21 protein-coding genes are annotated in these 20,478 nt (G+C 63.2%); 9 read left to right on the top strand and 12 right to left on the bottom strand.

All coding sequences use genetic code 11. The features are described 5' to 3' along the window. Positions 1-79: 79 nt before the first annotated feature. From O7B34_RS26030 to O7B34_RS26005, 6 genes are all read right to left on the bottom strand, one after another. Positions 80-586: an L-2-amino-thiazoline-4-carboxylic acid hydrolase gene (locus tag O7B34_RS26030; RefSeq protein WP_337148722.1), complete on the bottom strand. Its 507-nt coding sequence runs from the start codon at positions 584-586 to the stop codon at positions 80-82. Beyond that, positions 583-1,368 carry an ATP-binding cassette domain-containing protein gene (locus O7B34_RS26025; RefSeq protein ID WP_337148721.1) on the bottom strand — a complete coding sequence of 262 codons (786 nt, stop codon included), beginning with the start codon at positions 1,366-1,368 and terminating at the stop codon, positions 583-585. Before O7B34_RS26025 ends, O7B34_RS26030 begins: the two co-directional genes overlap by 4 nt. A 4-nt stretch (positions 1,369-1,372) precedes the next feature. Continuing rightward, positions 1,373-2,248 carry an ABC transporter ATP-binding protein gene (locus tag O7B34_RS26020; protein WP_337148719.1) on the bottom strand — a complete coding sequence of 292 codons (876 nt, stop codon included), beginning with the start codon at positions 2,246-2,248 and terminating at the stop codon, positions 1,373-1,375. Then, positions 2,245-3,075 (bottom strand): ABC transporter permease, encoded by an 831-nt coding sequence (locus O7B34_RS26015; protein WP_337148718.1) that lies wholly within the window; start codon positions 3,073-3,075, stop codon positions 2,245-2,247. The genes O7B34_RS26020 and O7B34_RS26015 overlap by 4 nt, the downstream gene beginning before the upstream one ends. Further along, a complete protein-coding gene (locus tag O7B34_RS26010; protein WP_337148717.1) occupies positions 3,072-4,058 on the bottom strand; it encodes an ABC transporter permease in 987 nt (328 codons plus the stop codon). The genes O7B34_RS26015 and O7B34_RS26010 overlap by 4 nt, the downstream gene beginning before the upstream one ends. Positions 4,059-4,340: 282 nt before the next feature. Further along, positions 4,341-5,951 (bottom strand): ABC transporter substrate-binding protein, encoded by a 1,611-nt coding sequence (locus tag O7B34_RS26005; protein WP_337148715.1) that lies wholly within the window; start codon positions 5,949-5,951, stop codon positions 4,341-4,343. Between the two features lie 366 nt (positions 5,952-6,317). On the opposite strand from O7B34_RS26005, the gene O7B34_RS26000 reads away from it, so the two are divergent. Continuing rightward, entirely contained in the window at positions 6,318-7,508 is a 1,191-nt protein-coding gene (locus O7B34_RS26000) for a Xaa-Pro peptidase family protein (protein ID WP_337148713.1), read from the top strand. 208 nt (positions 7,509-7,716) lie between these two features. Here O7B34_RS26000 and O7B34_RS25995 read toward each other — a convergent pair whose 3' ends face one another. The 3 genes from O7B34_RS25995 to O7B34_RS25985 are packed head-to-tail and all read right to left on the bottom strand — an operon-like array spanning position 7,717 to position 10,203. Further along, complete coding sequence (locus O7B34_RS25995; protein ID WP_337148712.1) at positions 7,717-8,133, bottom strand: cupin domain-containing protein; 417 nt, start codon at positions 8,131-8,133, stop codon at positions 7,717-7,719. 6 nt (positions 8,134-8,139) lie between these two features. Then, positions 8,140-8,997: a phosphoenolpyruvate hydrolase family protein gene (locus O7B34_RS25990; RefSeq protein ID WP_337148711.1), complete on the bottom strand. Its 858-nt coding sequence runs from the start codon at positions 8,995-8,997 to the stop codon at positions 8,140-8,142. Between the two features lie 9 nt (positions 8,998-9,006). Beyond that, positions 9,007-10,203 (bottom strand): Tm-1-like ATP-binding domain-containing protein, encoded by a 1,197-nt coding sequence (locus O7B34_RS25985; RefSeq protein WP_337148709.1) that lies wholly within the window; start codon positions 10,201-10,203, stop codon positions 9,007-9,009. Positions 10,204-10,343: 140 nt separating this feature from the next. Between O7B34_RS25985 and O7B34_RS25980 the strand changes: the two genes are divergently transcribed. From O7B34_RS25980 to O7B34_RS25950, 7 genes are all read left to right on the top strand, one after another. Next, positions 10,344-11,021 (top strand): TetR/AcrR family transcriptional regulator, encoded by a 678-nt coding sequence (locus tag O7B34_RS25980; RefSeq protein WP_337148708.1) that lies wholly within the window; start codon positions 10,344-10,346, stop codon positions 11,019-11,021. Between the two features lie 365 nt (positions 11,022-11,386). Beyond that, positions 11,387-12,703 (top strand): ABC transporter substrate-binding protein, encoded by a 1,317-nt coding sequence (locus tag O7B34_RS25975; protein ID WP_027144635.1) that lies wholly within the window; start codon positions 11,387-11,389, stop codon positions 12,701-12,703. A gap of 69 nt (positions 12,704-12,772) precedes the next feature. Then, positions 12,773-13,678, top strand: coding sequence for a carbohydrate ABC transporter permease (locus O7B34_RS25970; RefSeq protein WP_015315632.1), 906 nt, complete (start codon positions 12,773-12,775; stop codon positions 13,676-13,678). 1 nt (position 13,679) lies between these two features. Further along, entirely contained in the window at positions 13,680-14,639 is a 960-nt protein-coding gene (locus tag O7B34_RS25965; protein WP_337148707.1) for a carbohydrate ABC transporter permease, read from the top strand. Then, positions 14,636-14,866, top strand: coding sequence for a hypothetical protein (locus O7B34_RS25960; protein WP_140503109.1), 231 nt, complete (start codon positions 14,636-14,638; stop codon positions 14,864-14,866). The genes O7B34_RS25965 and O7B34_RS25960 overlap by 4 nt, the downstream gene beginning before the upstream one ends. Next, a complete protein-coding gene (locus tag O7B34_RS25955; protein WP_337148705.1) occupies positions 14,863-15,966 on the top strand; it encodes an ABC transporter ATP-binding protein in 1,104 nt (367 codons plus the stop codon). The genes O7B34_RS25960 and O7B34_RS25955 overlap by 4 nt, the downstream gene beginning before the upstream one ends. Further along, positions 15,966-17,069, top strand: a complete 1,104-nt coding sequence (locus O7B34_RS25950) for an ABC transporter ATP-binding protein (protein ID WP_027144640.1) — start codon at positions 15,966-15,968, stop codon at positions 17,067-17,069. Before O7B34_RS25955 ends, O7B34_RS25950 begins: the two co-directional genes overlap by 1 nt. A 7-nt stretch (positions 17,070-17,076) precedes the next feature. Here O7B34_RS25950 and O7B34_RS25945 read toward each other — a convergent pair whose 3' ends face one another. Together O7B34_RS25945 and O7B34_RS25940 are read right to left on the bottom strand one after the other, a co-directional pair. After that, positions 17,077-17,508: a DUF4437 domain-containing protein gene (locus O7B34_RS25945; RefSeq protein ID WP_140503104.1), complete on the bottom strand. Its 432-nt coding sequence runs from the start codon at positions 17,506-17,508 to the stop codon at positions 17,077-17,079. A 113-nt stretch (positions 17,509-17,621) separates the two neighbouring features. Then, positions 17,622-18,593 (bottom strand): AraC family transcriptional regulator, encoded by a 972-nt coding sequence (locus O7B34_RS25940; RefSeq protein ID WP_337148704.1) that lies wholly within the window; start codon positions 18,591-18,593, stop codon positions 17,622-17,624. Positions 18,594-18,771: 178 nt separating this feature from the next. Here O7B34_RS25940 and O7B34_RS25935 point away from each other — a divergent pair, with 178 nt between their 5' ends. Then, on the top strand, positions 18,772-19,986 hold the full coding sequence (locus O7B34_RS25935) for an MFS transporter (RefSeq protein ID WP_337148703.1): 1,215 nt from the start codon (positions 18,772-18,774) through the stop codon (positions 19,984-19,986). A 113-nt stretch (positions 19,987-20,099) separates the two neighbouring features. On the opposite strand, the gene O7B34_RS25930 is transcribed toward O7B34_RS25935, so the two are convergent. Next, positions 20,100-20,447, bottom strand: a complete 348-nt coding sequence (locus tag O7B34_RS25930; RefSeq protein ID WP_337148702.1) for a GFA family protein — start codon at positions 20,445-20,447, stop codon at positions 20,100-20,102. Positions 20,448-20,478 lie beyond the last annotated feature (31 nt).

The following is a 20,478-nucleotide window of genomic DNA, read 5'->3' as shown; positions in this document are numbered from 1 at the left end:
TACGCTCCGCTCCGGTTCGCGACGTCAGCCGTTTTCGGCTCGGCCTGACCTGAACCTCGACACACCTTAAACCGTCGGCTTAGCCAGCATCCTGGTTGGTCAGCGCGATGTGGCAACAGTCGGAGCCGTGACCCGGCGTCCAGGTGACATTGTCGAAACGCACGCCGGTCGCCTCGAAGAGGCCGCGGTCGAAGGCGCCGGCGATGCGGCAGAGGGTCGCGAGCTTGTCGTCGCCGACACCAGCCTCGACCCAGGCATCCTTCAGGGGGCAGCGCTTGACCTTGAAAGCGATGCGGTCGTCACTGCGTTCGATATCGGTCGGGTACATCAGGCCGCTATCCGGGCTGACAGCCAGAAACGCCTCGCCGATTGCTGGCGCATCGTTGGGGCCGAAGGCGGCAAAAGCGGCCGCTGCAACCTCCCTACCACGCTGTTCTATGGTGCGGATCATGATCGCCTCGGCCTTTTCGGCGCCCAGCTCCTCGGTCAATTCGTCGAGAAAAAGGCGATAGAGATCGGCGCGGTTGCGGAAGGCGGAATCGAGCTCGCGCGACAGTTTCTCTGCTCTGGCTTCGGGATCGGTCATGATGCGTCCTGTGTGGTCCTGTGTAATCTCGGGGCGGCTGCCACCAGCGCCTGGCCGATGGCCGATTGCGGTGCACCGATGACGGTTCGGGCATCACCGTTCTCGGCGATCCGACCGGCATCGAGAAGGATGACACGGTGGGCGACCGCCCGGACGACGCCGAGATCATGCGAAATGAAGAGATAGGCGATCCGTTCCTCGCGCTGCAGGTCGAGCAGCAGATTGAGGATCTGGCCGCGCACTGAAACATCGAGAGCCGATACTGCTTCGTCAAGCACGATCAGCGACGGTTTGGTGGCGATGGCGCGGGCAATCGCCACGCGCTGCCGCTGACCGCCGGAGATTTCGTGGATGGCGCGGGGCGCGAGATCGGCCGCCAGGCCGACCCGTTCCAGCAAGGCAGCGATGCGGCGCGGGCGCTCGGATCGCGAGGCGACGCCGTGGATGCGCAAGGGGTCGTCGAGGACGCGCGCCACCGTGGCGCGCGGATTGAAGGCGGCGAGCGGATCCTGGAACACCATCTGCAGGCGGGCGCGGCGCGCACGCAAGGCCGCGCCGCGCAAGGCAAGGAAATTATCGCCTTCGAATTCGATGCGTCCGCCATCCGGCTCGATCAGTCGCAGCACCAGCCGCGCGATTGTCGACTTGCCGCTGCCGGAAGGGCCTGCCAGCGCCAGCGTTTCGCCTGGCTCGATATGGAAGGAGACATCGTCCACCGCGGCGAGTGTCTTGCCGCCGCGACTATAGCTTTTGATGAGATTGGATACCGTCAGCAGGTTCATGGATTCAGCCGCTTCGGTTCAGCAAGGGCTCGGCGTCGAGGCCGATATGGGCGTCGAGCAGCGCGCGTGTATAGGCTTGCGTCGGTGCGTTGACGATTTGCCCAGTGCCGCCGATTTCGATCAGTTCGCCATGACGAAATACGGCGATGCGTTCGGCAAGCTCGGCGGCGAGCGCAATGTCATGGCTGATAAACAGCAGCGTCATGCCGTCCTCGGCCACCAGCCGTCGGATCAGCGCGACGATCTCGGCCTGCACGATGGTGTCGAGCGCGCTGGTCGCCTCGTCGGCGATCAGCAGTTTCGGCCCGGCGGCAATCGCGGCGGCAATCGCCACACGCTGCTTTTGACCGCCGGAGAGCTGGTGCGGGAAGGCGTGAATGGTGGAGTCAGGGTCTGGCAGGTGGACGCGTTCGAGCAGTGTCTTTGCCCTGGCATAAGATGCTGGCCAGCCGAGACCAAGATGGGTGCGCACCACTTCCGCGATTTGTTTGCCGACGGTCATCACCGGGTCGAGGCTGGCTGATGGGTCCTGGAAGACGAAGCCAATGTCGCGGCCGCCGAGGGGGGTATGGTCTGGCATGGAGGCAGACTTTTGCCCCCTGCGCCCTACGAGGCCCCCCTCCGGCAGGACAGAGGGGGGTGCCTTGGCAGCCAACGATGAAAGGGAGAACCACTCGATGCTCCCTTCTGCCCTGGCGGACTGCGGCAACAACCGCGCGATCGCCAGAGCCAGCGTGCTCTTGCCCGAACCACTCTCGCCGATGATCGCCAGCCGTTCGCCTGCCTGGAGATCGAGAGTAATGTTCTTCAGCGCCGCGACGTCGCTGCCATCGCGGCGGTAGGTCACCGTCAGATCGCGGATCGACACCAGCACCGTCACGACAGGCCCCTGCGCACGGCCGTCGTCTCGACGATGCCTTCGCCGGCGAGATAGACGCCCAATACCGTCAGCACCAGCGCAATGCCCGGGACGATCGACAGGAACGGCGCGGTGCGCAGGACAGTGCGGCCTTCCGCGATCATATCGCCCCAGGTGACGCGGTTGGGATCGCCGAGGCCAAGGAAGGACAGGGCCGCTTCAGTGAGGATCGCGGCGGCGACGATGACCGACGACATCGCCAGCACCGGCGGCAAGGCATTGGGCAGCACTTCGCGAAAGGCGATCTCCAGCGGACGCATGCCGATGACGCGGGCACCGGCGACATAGTCGCGCTCACGGATCGACAGCACTTCCGCGCGCGCAATGCGCGCTGGCCCGGTCCAGGTGCCGAGCGCTATCGCCACGACGACGACGCCGAGCGAGGGGCCAACCACGCTGACCAAGGCCAGTGCCAGCAGGAAGCCAGGTACGGTCTGGAACGCGTCGGTGATGCGCATCAGCACCTCGTCGACGAGGCCGCCGGCAAAGCCGGCCAGCGTGCCGACGATCGCGCCGATGACGAGGGCCGCGGCGGCCGCGGCAAGGCCGACAGCAAGCGAGGTGCGGGCGCCGTGAAACAGTTCGGCCAGTACGTCGCGGCCGAGCCGGTCGGTGCCGAGCGGCAGCGACCAATCCTGGAATGGCGGCAGCAGCGCGGGGCCGGCAATGGCCTGTGGGTCCCCGGGAAACAGCAGCGAGGCCGACAGCGCCATGGCAAACAGCACCGTCAAAAGGATAGTGCCGGCAACTGCCTCGGGCGTGCGCAGGAAGCGGCGCAGACGTTTCATGCGCCCGCCTCACTGGCGCCGACGCGCGGGTCAAGGAAGGCATAGGCGATGTCGACAAGAAGGTTGATGAGGATGACCAGCACCGCGCTTGTGAGGATGATGCCAAGCAGCAAGGGGGTGTCGCGCGCGGCCACCGCTTCCTGCGCCAGCCGGCCGAGGCCGGGCACGGCAAAGACGCTCTCGATGACGACGCTGCCGCCCAGCATCTGCGCCGATTGCAGGCCGAGCATGGTGACCAGCGGCAGCAGTGCGTTGCGGGCGACATGGGCGAGCACGATGCGGCGGCGCGATAGCCCCCTGGCGCGGGCGGCCAGCACAAAATCCTGGCGCCAGACCTCGGCCATGCCGGCGCGCATCATGCGCAGATAGAGCGCCAGATAAATGAAGCCGAGTGCTGAAACCGGCAGCACCAGATGGATAGCTATGTCGGCGGCGCTGTTGAGACCGGTCTTGTCCGAGGCCAGCGTCTCGACGCCGCCGATCGGCAGCCAGCGCAGGTCGACGGCGAAGATTACGATCAGCACCAGGCCGAGCCAGAAGCCGGGCACCGCGTAGAGCGCCAGCGAGGCGACAGAGAGAAAACGGTCGCGCAAACCGCCGGGCCTTGCGCCGGCATAGATGCCGAGCGTCGAGCCGAGGCCGAAGGAGAGCGCGGTGGCGCTGACCATCAGGATGAGCGTGGTCGGCAAGCGCTCGAGGATGACGTCGCGGATCGGCCTGGAGAAGGTGACGGACTGGCCGAGGTCGAGATGCAGCAATGCCCAGAGATAATTGGCGAGCCGCGTCAACTCCGACTGGTCAAGGCCCCAGCGGTGGCGCAAGAGCTCGATCATGCCGGCATCGCCGCCGGTCGAGACGATGTAGGCGTCGACTGCATCACCCGGGGCGGCTTCGAGCAAAAGGAAAGTGCCGATGACGACGATCAGCAGTACGAAAATGCTGCCGACGAGGCGACGGCGGAGGAGGACCAGGGCACGGGTCATGCGCGCGTCGGAGGTTTGGCGCGGGGCTGCCTACGAGAAATGCCGAGCCAAGGCGCCCCCCTCTGTCCTGCCGGACATCTCCCCCTCAAGGGGGGAGATTGGCTTGCCCTAGCACCACCTCTTTTTTCTGCGACATTTGCGATTGGCACCGAGGCCGATGACATCCAATCTCCCCCCTTGAGGGGGAGATGTCCGGCAGGACAGAGGGGGGTATCGTAGGGCTCGACCTCCGTCATTGCGCCTACGACTTTTTCGCCGCGAATTCTCATCCGGGTGAGTGTGTCACGATTCCAAATATGTGTCCGCCCAGTTCGAAACCGCCCAGCGCGGGTTGTTGGCGATGTTGCCGACCTTGTCACTGGCGACGCTGATAAAACTCCATTCGGCGACGTTGATCAGCGGCAGGTCGGCCGCGACCTGCTTCTGGAACTCCTTGTAGAGGTCGGTGCGCGCCGTGGTGTCGAGCGTTTCGGAGGCCTTGGTGATCAGCGCGTCGAGCGCGTCGTTCTTGTAGCCGCCTTGATTGGAGAACGGCACGCCATCGGGAATGCCGCTCTGCACCAGGATGGTGGTCGAGATCGCCGGGTCGCCGCGGAACACCGGCGGGCCGACGGCAAGATCGAAAGCGTGATCGGTATAGACCGCCCTGATGTGCGCGGCCGAGTCGTTGTTGACCAGCTGCGCGTCGATGCCTATTGCCGCGAGCGCCTGGCGCAGATAGTCGCCGAACTGTTTTGTCTCGTTGAAATAGGGGGCCGGCAAGAGCTTGAGCGAGAAGCGGTTGCCGTCGGCGCCTTTCTTATGACCGGCTTCATCGAGCAGGGCGTTGGCCTTGGCGACGTCGAAGGCGTAGGTCGGCACGTCGGCGGTGTAGAATTGCGGATCGTTCTTCGGCACCGGGCCGGTGGCGGTGGCGGCATAGCCGAGGAACACCGTCTTGACGACGAAATCCTTGTCGATGGCATGCGCGATGGCCTGGCGCACCTTGAGGTCGGCCAGTTCCTTGCGGCGATGGTTGATTTCGACCACGAGTTGGTAGGTCAGGCCCTCATAACCCTTGGTGATGACCTTCAGGCCGGGAACCTTGGAGATGCGGTCGAGGTCGGCCAGTGGCACGGCGGAGAAAGCCGCGAGCTGGATTTCCTCGGCCTCGAGCGCGGCAACGGCCGAGGTACGGTCGGGCAGGACCTGATAAATGATTTCGTCGAGATAGGGCTCGTCCTTGCCCCAGTAGTCGCTGTTCTTCGTCAGCCGGTAATACTGGCCGGCCTTGTACTCGCCGAACTTGAACGGCCCGGTGCCGATGGGGGCGTTGTTGGCCGGGTTGTCCTCGATCTTGCCGACTTCGTAGACGTGCTTCGGCACGACGCTCGACAGTGCCGGCAAGGCGTTTCGGATCAGCTGGAACGGCGTCGGCTTGGCGAATTTGAACACTGCGGTCAGATCGTCTGGTGTGTCGACCGCGCTGAGGTCCTTGAACACCGTGCGGCCGAGATTCTGCAGCGGCTTCCAGATATGCAGCGCCGAGAAGGCGACGTCGGCCGAGGTGAACGGCTTGCCGTCATGCCATTTGACTCCTTCGCGCAGCTTGAACGTCGCCGACAACCCGTCGGCGGCCCCTTCCCAGCTCACCGCCAGCCGAGGTGCAAGCCCATCCTTGCCGTCGAAGGAAGCTTCAGCCAGCGTCTCGACGATCTTGCTGGAGATGAAGAAGACGCCGTTGGAGGCGACGATCGCCGGATTGAGATTGCGTGGCTCGGAATCGGCGGCAAGCACGAGCCGGCCGCCCTTCTTCGGCGTCTGTGCCCAGACCGGTGCCGGCATGGCCGTGGAGGCCAGCAGCATTGCCGAGCCGGTAAGCATGGTGCGCCTGGAAATGGTGAAACCTGACATGATCGAACTCCGTCCTCTCCGCGACCGGGCGCGACAACACCCCTCGAACGCCGGCGCTTGCATCGGCAGCCTTGCGGCGGGGATTATGAGCCTTGCCGAGGGTTTCGCCAGAGACGGAATTGGCGCATCCTTGCTTGGCTTTGAAATTTTCGTCCGCTGGACCAGTTAGCACAAGTCCATTCAATTCGGCTGGCTGGTAGGACCAGATCTGCGGATATATGGACAAATGACGCTTGGTGACCGTCCGGGCGTTGCGTCGTAAACATTCTGGCTAGACCACAGTGAGAAAAATGGTGCAGATTTGATCGCGAGCCGGCGTATCGAGTGCGAAACAGCACCGATCCCGGGCAATTCAGGGAGAGAGTGATGAACATTGCACCGGGCAAGAGTGCCGTCAGCAATATCCCGTTCGACCAGGCGAGGGTCGACCGGCTGATGGAGGAGGCCGGCATCGACGTGCTGCTTGCGACCTCCAAGCACAACACGCAATATCTGTTGGGCGGCTACAAGTTCATCTTCTTCGCCGCCATGGATGCGATCGGCCACAGCCGCTACCTGCCAATCGTCGTCTACGAGAAGGGCGGGCCGGACCATGCGGCCTATATCGGCAACCGCATGGAGGGCGGCGAGCACCAGAACCATCCGTTCTGGACGCCGACGCTGCATGCCGCCTGCTGGGGCACGCTCGACGCCGCCAATCTCGCGGTCGAGCATGTCAGGAAGATCGGCAAGGACGGTGCCCGCATCGGCATCGAACCCGGCTTCCTGCCGTCGGACGCCTATGCGCTGATCCGCAAGGCATTGCCCGACGCGAAATTGATCGACGCGACCGACATGCTGGAACGCATGCGCGCCATCAAGACGGACGCGGAGCTCGAAAAGCTGCGCACCGCCTCCGAACTGATCACGGATTCCATGCTGGCGACCATCGCCTGGGCGCACGAGGGCACGACAAAGAGCGAGATCATCGAGCAGCTCCGGCGCGAGGAGACCAATCGCGGCGCGCATTTCGAATATTGCCTGCTTACGCTGGGCTCCAGCCACAACCGCGCTTCGTCAAGCCAGGCGTGGAAGAACGGCGAGGTGCTGTCGATCGATTCCGGCGGCAATTATCACGGCTATATAGGCGACCTCTGCAGGATGGGCATTCTGGGCGAACCGGACGCAGAGCTGGAAGATCTGCTGGCCGAGGTCGAGGCCGTGCAGCAGGCGGCATTTTCGAAGGTGAGGGCAGGTGTGCTGGGCGGCGACATGATTGCTTACGCCGAGGGTGTGCTGAAGACGTCCAAGGTCGCGCCCTACACGGATTTCTTCGCCCACGGCATGGGCCTGATCACGCATGAGGCGCCATTCCTGATGACCAACCATCCGGTGACTTATGAAGGCACTTATGCCGCCAAGCCGCTGGAGAAAAACATGGTGCTGTCGGTGGAGACCACCATGCTTCACCCGACGCGCGGCTTCATCAAGCTGGAGGATACGCTTGCCGTGACCGAGAGTGGTTATGTGATGTTCGGTGATCGGGGCAGGGGCTGGAACAGGGGTGGTACGGCCTGATTGGATTGAGGGTGCGCTGCCCCTCGACCGGCTGCCGCCACCTTCTCCCGTATAGAGACGGGTAGAAGGGAGCTGTCGCAACCTCGGCGCTCGTCCTGCACCGTTGAAAATTGACGAAAGCATCGGTGATAGCGTCTTTCTCGCCGTCACTATACGGGGAGAAATGTCCGGCAGGACAATGAGGGGCGCCGCCGCCTCGAGCAGATCATCACTGTCCCGCCGGGATCAGCCTGAAATCCGGCAATTCACGCAACCCAAGCTCCGGTCCCGCCGGCGAATAAACCACGAAGAGTTGCATAGGCCCGTCACCAGTATTGAGCGTCGAGTGGAACCGGCTTTCCGGCACGTAGATGGTGCAGCCGGGGCCGACATTCTCGACCACCGGGTTGCCCTTCTCGTCCTCGACCATCTGTTCGCCATGGCCCGAGATGACGAAGATGATTTCCTCGGCGCCCAGATGGTTATGGCGGGTATGGCCCTTGCCCGAGGGCAGGTCCACGACGCCGCCGGAAAAGCGGGTCGCGCCATTCACTTCGGGCGCAACGGTCAGGGACAATTTCCCCCAGTCGAAACCGAAGGCGCTGACGTCCTTCGGGTAGACAAACACCTTGCTCTTGTCGGCCATCTCTCATCATCCCTTCTTTTTCTTGGCGGTCTTCTCGCCGCCGAGCGCCTTGAAATCCGCTGTCTGCCTGGCGATCGCGGCTTCCGCGGGCAGCCGTTCCATCGAGCTCGCGCCATAAAAGCCGTGCAGGCCTTTGGCATGGGAGAGGATGTAGCGCGCATCGTCGGGCATTGAGATTGGGCCGCCATGGCAAAGCAGGATGACATCCTTGCGTACCGAGCGCGCGGCCTCGGCAATGGCGTCGATGGCAGCGACGCAGTCGTCGAGCGACTTGGCCGAGGTGGCGCCGATCGAGCCGCCAGTCGTCACACCCATATGGGCAACGACGATGTCGGCTCCGGCCTTGGTCATGGCGCGCGCTTCCTCGGGGGTGAAGACATAGGGCGTGGTCAAGAGGTCGAGCTTGTGCGCCTCGGCGATCATGTCGACCTCGAGGCCGAAGCCCATGCCGGTCTCCTCGAAGCTCTGCCGCATGGTGCCGTCGAAGAGACCGATGGTCGGGAAATTCTGCACGCCGGAAAAGCCCATCGTCTTCAGTTCCGCCAGCAGCAGCGGCATGATGACGAAGGGATCGGTGCCGTTGACGCCGGCCAGCACGGGCGTGCGTCTGACCACCGGCAAGACCTCATAGGCCATCTCCTTGACGATCTCATTGGCATTGCCATAGGCGAGCAGGCCCGCGGCCGAGCCGCGTCCGGCCATGCGGTAGCGGCCGGAATTATAGATGATGATGAGGTCGATGCCGCCGGCTTCCTCTGCCTTGGCCGACAGGCCGGTGCCGGCACCGCCTCCGACGATCGGCACGCCCTTGTCGATCATTCCCCGGAATTTCTTCAATATGTCCTTGCGCGGTATGGCTGGCATGTCTGGGTCTCACTGTCTGGCGATATCGAGAAAGGCAGCGACCGCGGCCCTGGCGAATTCGGGATCGTTGATGTGCAGCGGCAGGCGGGTGACGCGGCGCGTCGCACCCGGCCTGATGGTGCGCTCGATGGCGTCGAACAGGACGGCATCGGCTTCCGGATCGAAGAAGGCGCCGCCTTCGATATCGAGTGCGGAGACGCCTTTTTCCGGGATCAGGAAATGCACTGGACCTTCGCAATGGGCGAGCCTGGTACCAATCCATTCGCCGATCGCGCGGCATTCCTGTGCGGTCGTACGCATCAGGGTGACGTTCGGGTTGTGCTCATAGAACAGCCGGCCGCGATAGCGCTCCGGAATGGTCGAAGACGCCCAGAAGTTGACCATGTCGAGCGCGCCCACCGAACCGACATAGGGCAGGCCGGTGCGGGCAATGGCACCGAAACGATCCTGCGTCGCCGGCAGCACGCCATTGAACAGCAGGTCGCAGACCTCCGTCGTGGTGATGTCGATGACGCCCGACAGCAGGCCACTGTCGGCCAATTTCTCCATGCTGCGGCCGCCGGTGCCGGTGGCATGGAAGACCATGCAGTCGTAGATGTCGCGCAATTGATCGGCGATTGCGGTCACGCAAGGCGTGGTGACGCCGAACATGGTGAGGCCGATCGATGCCTTGCCGTCCGCTGCCGGCGCCGGATTGCCTGCCATGCCCGCTATCGCCTGGGCGGCGTTGTGCAGGACGACACGAGACAGCCGGTTGAGGCCAGCCATGTCGGTCACCGATGGCATCATGATGATGTCGGATACGTCCACATAGGGAGCGGTGTCGCCCGAAGCGAGCGTCGAGACCATGATCTTGGGCAGGCCGAGCGGCAGCGCGCGCATGCCCGCGGTGACGATCGAGGTGCCGCCGCCGCCGCCAATGCCGATCACACCTGATATGTCGGTGCACGACTGGACAAAGCGCGTGAATGCCCCAGCCATCGCCGCAACCGATCTGCCGCGGTCGTCGATGCCGAGCACCGCACCGCGGCCATCGGGATGACAGGCGGCGACCTCCCCAGCCGAGACGTCGACCGGCACGGTCGCGCCTCGCGTGCCGACATCGACACGGCAAACGACGGCGCCCGTGGCAGCGATCGCATCTGCAAGGAAGCCGAGTTCCTCGCCCTTGGTATCGGCCGTGCCCACCACATAGACGCGCTTCATCTGCGCCCCCCTGTGCTGGATGGCCCAAAGGTGGTGATGCTCAGCAGATGAAAGCTTTGTGCGCCATAAAGCGTCAACATAGCCACTCCAGGATAAGGGGCTGCCATTGCAATTTTTTGAGACGCGCGTATCGTATTGGTATGGATGTCTCACGTCAACAACCCGCAACGAACGAAGACACCGGTAACAGAGCCGAACGCGGACCCCGCGCGCGTACGAAACGGCTGATGCTGGAGACGGCGACAAGGCTGATGCAGGCGGGGGCGACGCCCTCTGTCAGCGAGGTGGCGGAGGCGGCCGAGGTTTCCCGCGCCACCGCCTATCGCTATTTCCCGAGCCAGGCAGCCTTGGTGCAGGCGGTCGTCGACGAGGGGCTCGGGCCGATCCTCACCTGGAAATCCACCGCCGCCGATGCCGAGCGCCGGGTCGCAGACCTGTTCGATACGGCCATGCCGCGCATCGAGGCCTTCGAGGCGACATTCAAGGCAGCGTTGAAGCTGTCGCTGGATCAATGGGCGCGACGCCAGGCGGGTACGCTGGGCGGCGAGCCTGCCTTCACGCGCGGCCATCGCGTCGAATTGCTGAAAGAGGCGCTCGCGCCGCTCAAGGGCCGCTTGCCGCCGCGCGATTTCAAGCGGCTGGCGCAGGCGCTGTCGCTCATCTTCGGCGTGGAGGTGCTGATCGTGCTCAAGGATATATGGGGGCTGGACAGCCGCCGGACGATGTCGGTCGCGCAATGGGCGGCCAGTGCGCTGGTGCGCGCGGCGATCGCGGAGTCGGCCACCGATACGGCTGGATTGACGCTGGCGACGACATAGGAATAGCGCTAATCTGGTTCTACCAGATTAGCGCGTCGACCACTGATAATACCCGCGATGCAAAAGTCCGCACAAGGCCAAAGCATATCAATGAGTAGGAAAATACAGAGAAAACAGTTGGATAAGTCTGAAATTCGACGGCTTTGGCAGGCATCGTGCGCAAGAAAGGGCTTGACGGGCATTCATAATTGGTAATACCAGATTTGGAAAGAAAAGCGGATCGAAAGTGAGGGCTGCGACCCATTTCCGGACAGAGCGAGGAGGCTCCGAATTTCGGAAAGCGCGACCACCGGAGGAACTACCAGGGCCAGCTCCGTCGCCGGCTCGCAAGACAAGGTAGAATGCGCACAAGGGAGGAAATCATTATGCGCAAGTTAGTGACCAGCGTGCTTGCTGGTATCGGCTTAACGCTTGCCTGCGGAACATCCGTCTACGCGCAGGAAAAGTCGCTCACCATCTTCTGGGCGGAGTGGGATCCGGCCAATTACCTGCAGGAACTCGGCAACGAGTACGAGAAGGAAACCGGCGTCAAGATCACGGTGGAGACCACGCCCTGGTCCGACTTCCAGACCAAGGCCTTCACCGAGTTCAACGCCCATGGCGACGCCTATGACCTGGTCGTTGGCGACTCGCAGTGGCTCGGCGCCGGCTCCACCGGCGGCCACTACGTCGACCTGACCGACTTCTTCAAGAAGCATGATCTCGGCAACGTCATGGCACCGGCGACGGTGAAATACTATGCCGAGTATCCCGGCAACAGCGGCAAATACTGGGCGATCCCGCTCGAGGGCGATGCCGTCGGCTGGTCCTACCGCAAGGACTGGTTCGAGGATCCGAAGGAAAAGGAAGCCTTCAAGGCCAAGTACGGCTACGACCTCGACGTGCCGAAGGACTTCAAGGCGCTGCGCGACATCGCCGAGTTCTTCCACCGGCCGGATCAGAAGAGATACGGCATCGCCATCTACACCGACAATTCCTACGACGCGATGGCGATGGGCTTCGAGAACGCGCTGTTCTCCTATGGCGGTGAGTTGGGCGACTACACGACCTACAAGGTTGATGGTCACATCAACTCCGACAAGGCGGTGGCCGCGCTCGATGCCTATAAGGAACTCTACAAGTTCACGCCTCCGGGCTGGGCCAAATCGTTCTTCGTCGAGGACAACCAGGCAATCACGGAAAACCTGGCCGCGATGAGCATGAACTTCTTCGCGTTCTTCCCCTCGCTGATCAACGAAGCGTCGAACCCGAATGCCAAGAACACCGGCTTCTTCGCCAACCCTCCCGGTCCCAATGGCGACCAGTTCGCCGCGCTCGGCGGGCAAGGCATCTCCGTCATCTCGTACTCGCAGAAGCAGGAAGAGGCGATGAAGTTCCTCGAATGGTTCATCAAGGACGAGACCCAGAAGAAGTGGGCGGCCCTTGGCGGCTATACCTGCAGCCAGGCAGTGCTCAAGTCGCCTGAGTTCCAGAACGCCACGCCCTACAACAAGGCCTTCTACGAGACCATGTTCAAGGTGAAGGACTTCTGGGCGGTGCCGGAATATGCCGAACTGCTGCAGCAGCTGAACCAGCGCGTCTATCCCTACATAATCGGCGGCAGTGGCACCGCCAAGGAAACGCTGGACGCTTTGGCTGGAGACTGGAACGCGACCTTCAAGAAATACGGCCGCGGCCAATAATCATTCATGTCCCGCGGAGGGGGCGGTGTCGCCTCCTCCGTTTCTTTTTCTTGAACCGGGAGCAGGGTCTTGGCGACCACGATGATCACCACCCTCGACAGATCCTCGCGTGCCGCGGCGCGCGGCCTGAGCGATATTTCCATCCGCAATCTCTTCATCATCCCGACGGTTCTGTTCCTGATCGTCTTCAACATTTTTCCGCTGATCTATTCGCTCGGCTATTCCTTCACCGACTTCCGCGCGTCGACCAACGCGCCGGCGAATTTCGTCGGGCTGCAGAACTATCGCGACCTGCTCAACGACCCCTATGTCTGGTCGAACTTCGCCATCACGGCGAAATACGTGATTGTCTCGGTCGTCGGACAGCTGCTCGTCGGCTTCGGCGTGGCGATGCTGCTCAACCGGGATATTCCGCTCAAGGGTCTTATCACCACGCTGCTGCTGCTGCCGATGATGCTGTCGATGGCGGTCGTCGGGCTGTTCTGGAAATTGCTTTACGACCCGTCATGGGGGGTCATCAACTATGCGCTCGGGCTCGGCAATTTCGAGTGGCTGGCCGACCCCAAGATGGCGCTTTACGCCGTCGCGCTGACCGACATCTGGATGTGGTCACCCTTCGTCATGCTGCTGTCGCTGGCCGGCCTGTCCGCGGTGCCGAAGCATCTCTACGAAGCCGCCGCGATCGACCGCGCCGGGCCGTTCTACACCTTCTTCCGTATCACGCTGCCGCTGGTCGCGCCGATCCTGATGATCGCGGTCATTTTCCGCACCATGGAAGCGTTCAAGACCTTCGACCTTGCCTACATCCTGACCAGCCAGCCGACGGCCGAGCTGATCTCGATCCGGCTCTACAAAATGGCGTTCCAGGAATGGCAGACCGGGCGCTCCTGCGCGATGGCCTACATCGTGCTGATCATGGTGCTGGCAATCACCAACATCTACGTCAAATACCTCAACAAGGTGAAGGAGCGCTGAGATGGCCGCCGTCCGCACTTCTTCCGAGATCACCTTCAACCGCGTCGCCATCGTCGCCGTGCTGCTGGTGACGATAATATTCCTGGCGCCGATCTACTGGATCGCATCAACGGCGTTCAAGCCGCGCAATCTTGCCACCACCATCCCGCCGACCGTCGTCTTTCAGCCGGAGATATCGCCGTTCGTGAAGCTGTTCACCAAGCGATCTCAATTGCGCAATCCGCCGTCGCCGGAAGAGTACGCGGCGGCCCCGTGGTGGGAGCGCGTCGTCTTCGACGGTGGCGAAAAGATCGTGCGCGACGGCAAGGGCCAGGTGCAGTGGTCGGGCTATCCGAGCCGCTTTCTGAACTCGCTGATCATCGCCATCACTTCGACGGTGCTGGCGGTCGGCATGGGCACGTTCACCGCCTATGGGTTCTCGCGCTTCAAGGTGAAGGGAGAGGCGGACCTGCTCTTCTTCATCCTGTCGACACGCATGCTGCCGCCCGTGGTGGTGGCGATCCCGATGTTCCTGATGTACCGCGCGGTCGGCCTCAACGATACCCACATCGGGCTGATCATCCTCTACACCGCTTTCAACCTGTCCTTCTCGGTGTGGCTGATGAAGGGTTTCATGGATGAAATCCCGAAGGAGTATGAGGAGGCGGCCCTGGTCGATGGTTACACCCGCATGGAAGCCTTCTTCAAGATCGTGCTGCCGGAGGCCGCCACCGGCATCGCCGCCACCGCCGTCTTCTGCTTCATCACGGCGTGGAACGAATATGCCTTCGCCCTGATCATGACCAACCGCCGCGCCCAGACCGCACCGCCGTTCATTCCCAGCCAGGTCGGCTCCGGCCTGCCGGACTGGACGGTGATCGCCGCCGGAACCTTCCTGTTCCTGCTGCCGGTCGCCATCTTCACCTTCCTGCTCCGCAATCATCTCTTGCGCGGCATGTCCTTCGGAGCAATCCGCAAATGAGCTTTCGCGCCATCAATCAGAAATATCTGGAACCGGGTTCGCAAATACTCATGGTGCTCGGCATCGTGGCCCTCTGCCAGCCCTGGAACATGCTGCTGCACGCCTATGGCCTGACCATCATCCTGATCGGGCTGATCGGCTTCAACATCACCTCGAAGATCGCACCCGAGGAACAGGCCGGCACCGGCCATGGCGCGGACGCGCGAAATCCGGGAGCACAGCATTGACCCAGATCGAGCTTCGCGGCGTCCAGAAATTCTTCGGTGCCGTCCAGGTCATCAAGGACCTCAACCTCAAGATCGCGGACAATGAGTTCATCGTGCTGCTCGGCCAGTCCGGCTGCGGCAAGACGACGACGTTGCGCGCCATCGCCGGGCTGGAAACCATCGATGAGGGCGATATCCTCATCGACGGCAAGCCGGTCCAGCATCTGAAGGCGGCCGACCGCGATATCGCCATGGTGTTCCAGTCGTTTTCGCTCTACCCGCATATGAGCGTCTACGAGAACATCGCCTTTCCACTCCGCGCCACGCGCAAAAGCAAAAGCGAGATCGATCAGGAAGTACGTTCGGTCGCCAAAACGCTGCAAATCCTGGACCTGCTGGCCAAGAAACCGTCGGCGCTCTCAGGCGGTGACATGCAGCGGGTCGCCATCGGCCGGGCGCTGGTGCGGCGGCCGAAGGCGATGCTGATGGATGAGCCGATCGGTGCGCTCGACGCCAAGCTGCGCGAGGAGATGCGGGCCGAGATCAAGCGGCTGCACATCAAGCAGGGCTCGACCACCATCTATGTCACGCACGATCAGATCGAGGCGATGAGCCTGGCGGACCGCATCGTCATCATGCATGAGGGGGTGCTGCAGCAGGTGGGAACGCCCGACGAGGTCTATTCATGTCCGGCCAACCTGTTCGTGGCGCAATTCGTCGGCAGCCCGGTGATGAACGTCGCCGACGCGGCGGTCGCCGAGACGGCGTCTTCCGTTTCGGTCTCGGTCGGTGGAGCGGCTTCCGGCTTCGAGTTTCCCCGCGCATTGCTGTCGAAGCTCAATGGCCATGCCGGTGGCAGCCTGGCGCTCGGCATTCGGCCCGAAGGGGTGCTCATTCGCCGTGACCCGGCCGATGGCTTCATGGCCGTCGAGACGCAGATCGTCGAACCGCTCGGCTCCTTTGACATCGTCGACCTCAAGGTCGGCTCCAAGATGCTGCGTGCCCGCACCAAGAGCGGCTACATTTCAGGCCCCGGCGAAAAGGTCTTTGCCAGGATCGATCCGACGCAGGCGCATTTCTTCGACAAGGCAAGCGGCAAGTCGCTTGAGGTGAGGCTCTGATGGCCCATATCCAGCTCAAGAACATTTCCAAGAGTTTCGGCAACCACACGGCCTTGACCGGACTGGACCTCGACATCGCCGATGGCGAATTCTTTGTCCTGCTCGGCGAAACGGGTGCCGGCAAGACGACGACGCTGCGGCTGATCGCCGGGCTGGAGAAACCGAGCGAGGGGCAGGTCTTCATCGACGGGGTCGACGTTGCCGACTGGGGCGCGGCCGAGCGCGACGTGGCGCTGGTGCTGCAGCAATACTCGCTTTATCCGCGTTACACGGTGCGCGAGAATCTCGAATTTCCGCTGAAGCCGAAGATCCGCCGTCTGCCGGACGCCGAGATCAAGGACCGCGTCGACCGCGCCGCCCGCACGCTGCGGATCGAGCACCTGCTCGACCGCAAGACCGACCGGCTATCCGGCGGCGAGATGCAGCGCGTCTCCATCGGCCGCGCCATCGTGCGCAAGCCGCGCGTGTTCCTGATGGACGAGCCGCTGTCGGCGCTGGACGCCAAATTGCGCGAGGCGCTGCGCACCGAGTTGAAGAACCTGCAGATACAGCTCGGCGCCACCTTCCTGTTCGTGACCCACGACCAGATCGAGGCGATGTCGATGGGCGACAAAGTCGGCGTGCTCAACCACGGCCGCATCATCCAGACCGGCACGCCGCACGAGATCTACAACAATCCGCGCGACACCTATGTGGCGAGCTTCGTCGGCTCGCCGCCGATGAACCTGATCGACGGCAGGCTGGTGAACGGCCGCGCGGTGATGGCGCCGTTGAATTTCGAACTGCCCTTTGCGGGGGCGGCCAAAATCTTTGCGGGGGCTGGGGCGAGTGGGGCGACCGACGGTCGCCCGCTCGTCTTCGGCATCCGTCCGGAGGATGTCTATCTGGAAAGCGGCGCACCGGTCGAGGCGCGTGTCCACGACGTCGAGAACCACGGCGTGGAAAAGATCCTGACGCTGCGGGTCGGCGATACGACACTGCGCGCCACGGTGCCGGCCAGGACCGATGTCGCTATCGAGCAACCGGTGCGCTTTGCCTGGAACCCGGACAAGGTGGTGCTGTTCGACAAGGGCAGTGGGGTCAGCCTGCGGCACGCGTCATAGGGCGCGGCTATTTCGGCAGGTAGGTCTCGTAAGGCGTATCGTTGATCAACAGGATCACGCATTCCGTCTCCGAGAGGCAGGCGTCGTCATGCATCTCATTGGCCTTTTGTGTCCAGTAGGAACCAGGCGGCAGTTCGACCTTGGTCGCCTCACCGCCTTCCATCTGCCAGTGAGCCCACAGACCCTGGATGACCACGGCGCGATAGTCGGCGGTGTGCGCGTGAACAGGAGCACGCCAGTTGCCCGGGACTTTCAGCAAGGTGCCGGCAGGCCCCTTGGCCCTTTCGCCCCACAGTGGTCCCAGGCGCTGCGGCTGGTCCGGCGCCTCGGCGACGTAAGGGATCTTGCCTGCCGGCAGATAGCTATCCTCGAGGGCAAAGGCGCGTCCGGGAATGACCGACAGGACACCAAGCGCCAGCAGTGCGAAATGATTGGCCATGGGATTTCCTCCGCGGGCCAGATTATCCGCCGGAAGCCGGCCGGCAATGACGCTGCGTCCAAAAGACCTGGCAATTCCTCCAGCCGGGAAAGGATTGGAGCGGCTGCCTGACGTCAGGACGGGTCGTCGCCGGCACCAATGTGGCGCAGATGGCTCGGCGCCACGCCCATCACCCGCTTGAAGGCGCGGCTGAAGGATGCTTCCGAATCATAACCCAGTTTCGCCGCCGCCACCGATACCCTCATGCCATCGCGGGCCAACCATTGCCTGGCCTGGTGCATGCGCACGCGCAGCACATATTTGGCCGGCGTCTCTCCGACCACTGTGGCGAAGCGCTGGGCAAAGGCGGAGCGCGAGGCTCCCATCATCCGCGCTAGCGCCTCGACGCTCCAATCGCGATCCGGCTGCAGGTGGATGGCTGCCAACACTTTGCCGACGTCGGGATTGCGGACGGCGGCGATCCAGCCGGTGGCATCGCCACAGCCGTTCTCCACCCAGGAGCGGATGATCGTGGCGGCGAGCACATCGGCAAGGCGGGCAAGGATTCCGCCGGAGCCGACCCGGTCCATCGTCACCTCGCCGGCCATCGCGTCGAGCAGATGCTGAATACCCGGCGCATTCGCCATCAACTTATGCGCCTGCATCAGGTTTGGCATCATGTCGAGCAGCGGGTGCGAGCCGTCGAGATTGAAATGCATGCTGCCGCAAAACAGCAAGGTCTTGGGGCCGCCGCACTCGTTGGAGACGTCGTAAACATTCTCGCACACCGGTTCGATCGTGTAGCGGCCGATCGGCACCGGGGGCACGCCGGGCGCGCTGGCCAGGACATGCGCGTCGCCGCGCGGGATCAGAAGCGCGTCGCCTACGGAGAGTTCGATCCACTCCCTGGCCGGCGAAAACAGCCAGCAACCCTGCTGGCCGATGAAATGAAACCGCGCTGCCTTCTGTGCGGGGAAGGAAACGGCCCAGGGCTCGCCCAACACGCAGCGGCCATAGTCGACGCCATCGAGCCGTAGTCCGCGCAGCATGTCGGTCAGCGGATCACCAGAAGTCGGCAGCGTCATTTTGGACGAATTGTAATTCATTCTGGTGTTTCTAGCATGGAAACTCCAACCCGTCACTCCCATGTTGCGCTGCAGCCAAATGCTGCGCTGCAAACAAACCGAAGACCCGGCCGCATAGCCAAGCCATGGCGGCAAGGCGTGTAACGGTAGCCCGAGCCGGTTCTTTTCTATGTGGCGCTGCAAACATCGGAGACTGACCATGGCCGAACCCGCGACAGGCGCCATTGACGCCGCACTTCTGAATCCCGCAGAATCCGATGAACGAACCGAGCCCGCATGGGGCGCCGTGGTCTCGCTCGCCTTTGGCGTTTTCGGTCTGGTCACCGCCGAATTCCTGCCCGCCAGCCTTTTGACGCCGATGGCGCGCGATCTCAGCGTAAGCGAAGGCGTGGCAGGGCAGGCGGTGACGGCAACCGCCATCGTCGGCGCCATCGCCGCCCCCACCATGGCCATCATCACAAGGCGCATGGACCGCAGGCTGGTGATGTGGATGCTGACGATGTTCCTGATCCTGTCCAATCTTCTCGCCACCTTTGCCTCGTCGCTGCCCATGCTTCTGCTTGCCCGTGTCGTGCTTGGCGTGGCCCTTGGCGGCTTCTGGGCGATGTCGGCGGCCATGGCGTTGCGGCTGGTGCCGATGCGGCTGATGCCGCGCGCCATGTCGATCATCCTGACCGGCGTGTCGCTTGCCACCGTTACCGCAGCTCCGGTCGGCGCCTATGTCGGCGACGTCTGGGGCTGGCGCACGGCCTTCATGATTGCGACGATCGTCGGGGCGCTGGCGCTGCTGGTGCAATTGGCCACCATTCCGAAGCTGCCGCCGGTGGGGGTCGCGAGCTTCCGCACCTTGCTCGAGGTGCTGGAGCGGCCGTCGATCAGGGTTGCCCTGCTGGTGGTGCTGCTGGTCGCGTCCGGGCACTTTGCCGGCTTCACCTATGTCCGTCCCTTCCTCGAGAAGGTGCCGGTGCTCAACATCGAGACGATCTCGCTGGTGCTGCTGGCCTACGGCATAGGCGGTTTCTTCGGCAACATCGCCGGCGGCATCCTGGCCGAGCGCAACCTCAAGGCCGCGGTGGCGCTGGCGCCCCTGCTGATTGCATTGGCGGCCGCCTCGATGCTGATCCTTGGCACTTCGCCCATGATCGCCGCCGCCGCCGTCGCGGCCTGGGGCTTTGCCTTCGGCGCGGTGCCGGTCGGGTTGCAGAGCTGGCTGGTGCGGGCAGCGCCGGACCAGGCTGAAAGCGCCGGCGGCCTGATGGTGGCGACCTTCCAGGTGGCGATTGCGATGGGCGCCGTCTTTGGCGGTCTGCTGGTCGACCATGCCGGCGTCGCCAGCGCCTTTGCCTATTGCGGCGCGGCGACGTTGCTGGCGGCCATCGTGGTGTTTCTGCGCGGTCCGAAGCAGGCCGAATAGTCTCTCCCAACGGTCGTCCCTGGCAACGGCCCGAGAACCCTTACGGTTTTCGGGCCGCCGTTATTTTGAGGCAACGGTGAACGAATAGCGGGCGATGTGGGATACTGGGAAGCTTAGACTGCCCGCCCGTCGAAGTCGAAGATCGACAAGGCGGACGGGTCGAGACCGGTGACGCAATTGATGTTGACGTAAGCGCTGCGTTCGCCGCCTTCGCTGGTGTCCTCGGCAAAAGGATGGATGCCGCAGGTTCGGCAGAAGCGGTGCGCTATTCTCTCCTCGCCGAATGTGTAGCGGCCGAGGTCATCGCCCCAGGCGACGAGGGTAAGCCTGTCACGTGGCACGGCCCATAGCAGCGCACCCTTGCGGGCGCAGATCGAGCAATTGCAGCGCACGACGCCCTCAAGCTCGCCCTCCACCTCGAACGCAACCTTGCCGCAATGGCAGCTGCCTTTGTACAGCATCAGTATCTTCCTATCGCTGGCAGGTGCAAAG

The organism is Mesorhizobium sp. Cs1299R1N3 (assembly GCF_037179625.1).
GTDB lineage: Bacteria > Pseudomonadota > Alphaproteobacteria > Rhizobiales > Rhizobiaceae > Mesorhizobium > Mesorhizobium salmacidum.
Note: the sequence above shows the minus strand (reverse complement) of the source record. Positions and strands in the feature narration are given on the sequence as shown.

Bases quoted from the DNA above. Each gene is read 5' to 3' on its own strand.
- O7B34_RS25960 (WP_140503109.1), top strand. From the start codon at position 14,636: ATGAGCTTTCGCGCCATCAATCAGAAATATCTGGAACCGGGTTCGCAA.
- O7B34_RS25950 (WP_027144640.1), top strand. From the start codon at position 15,966: ATGGCCCATATCCAGCTCAAGAACATTTCCAAGAGTTTCGGCAACCAC.
- O7B34_RS25930 (WP_337148702.1), bottom strand. From the start codon at position 20,447: ATGCTGTACAAAGGCAGCTGCCATTGCGGCAAGGTTGCGTTCGAGGTG.
- O7B34_RS26000 (WP_337148713.1), top strand. From the start codon at position 6,318: ATGAACATTGCACCGGGCAAGAGTGCCGTCAGCAATATCCCGTTCGAC.
- O7B34_RS25965 (WP_337148707.1), top strand. From the start codon at position 13,680: ATGGCCGCCGTCCGCACTTCTTCCGAGATCACCTTCAACCGCGTCGCC.
- O7B34_RS25935 (WP_337148703.1), top strand. From the start codon at position 18,772: ATGGCCGAACCCGCGACAGGCGCCATTGACGCCGCACTTCTGAATCCC.
- O7B34_RS25980 (WP_337148708.1), top strand. From the start codon at position 10,344: ATGGATGTCTCACGTCAACAACCCGCAACGAACGAAGACACCGGTAAC.
- O7B34_RS25945 (WP_140503104.1), bottom strand. From the start codon at position 17,508: ATGGCCAATCATTTCGCACTGCTGGCGCTTGGTGTCCTGTCGGTCATT.
- O7B34_RS25995 (WP_337148712.1), bottom strand. From the start codon at position 8,133: ATGGCCGACAAGAGCAAGGTGTTTGTCTACCCGAAGGACGTCAGCGCC.
- O7B34_RS26010 (WP_337148717.1), bottom strand. From the start codon at position 4,058: ATGACCCGTGCCCTGGTCCTCCTCCGCCGTCGCCTCGTCGGCAGCATT.
- O7B34_RS26015 (WP_337148718.1), bottom strand. From the start codon at position 3,075: ATGAAACGTCTGCGCCGCTTCCTGCGCACGCCCGAGGCAGTTGCCGGC.
- O7B34_RS25940 (WP_337148704.1), bottom strand. From the start codon at position 18,593: ATGAATTACAATTCGTCCAAAATGACGCTGCCGACTTCTGGTGATCCG.
- O7B34_RS26005 (WP_337148715.1), bottom strand. From the start codon at position 5,951: ATGTCAGGTTTCACCATTTCCAGGCGCACCATGCTTACCGGCTCGGCA.
- O7B34_RS25990 (WP_337148711.1), bottom strand. From the start codon at position 8,997: ATGCCAGCCATACCGCGCAAGGACATATTGAAGAAATTCCGGGGAATG.
- O7B34_RS26030 (WP_337148722.1), bottom strand. From the start codon at position 586: ATGACCGATCCCGAAGCCAGAGCAGAGAAACTGTCGCGCGAGCTCGAT.
- O7B34_RS25985 (WP_337148709.1), bottom strand. From the start codon at position 10,203: ATGAAGCGCGTCTATGTGGTGGGCACGGCCGATACCAAGGGCGAGGAA.
- O7B34_RS25975 (WP_027144635.1), top strand. From the start codon at position 11,387: ATGCGCAAGTTAGTGACCAGCGTGCTTGCTGGTATCGGCTTAACGCTT.
- O7B34_RS26025 (WP_337148721.1), bottom strand. From the start codon at position 1,368: ATGAACCTGCTGACGGTATCCAATCTCATCAAAAGCTATAGTCGCGGC.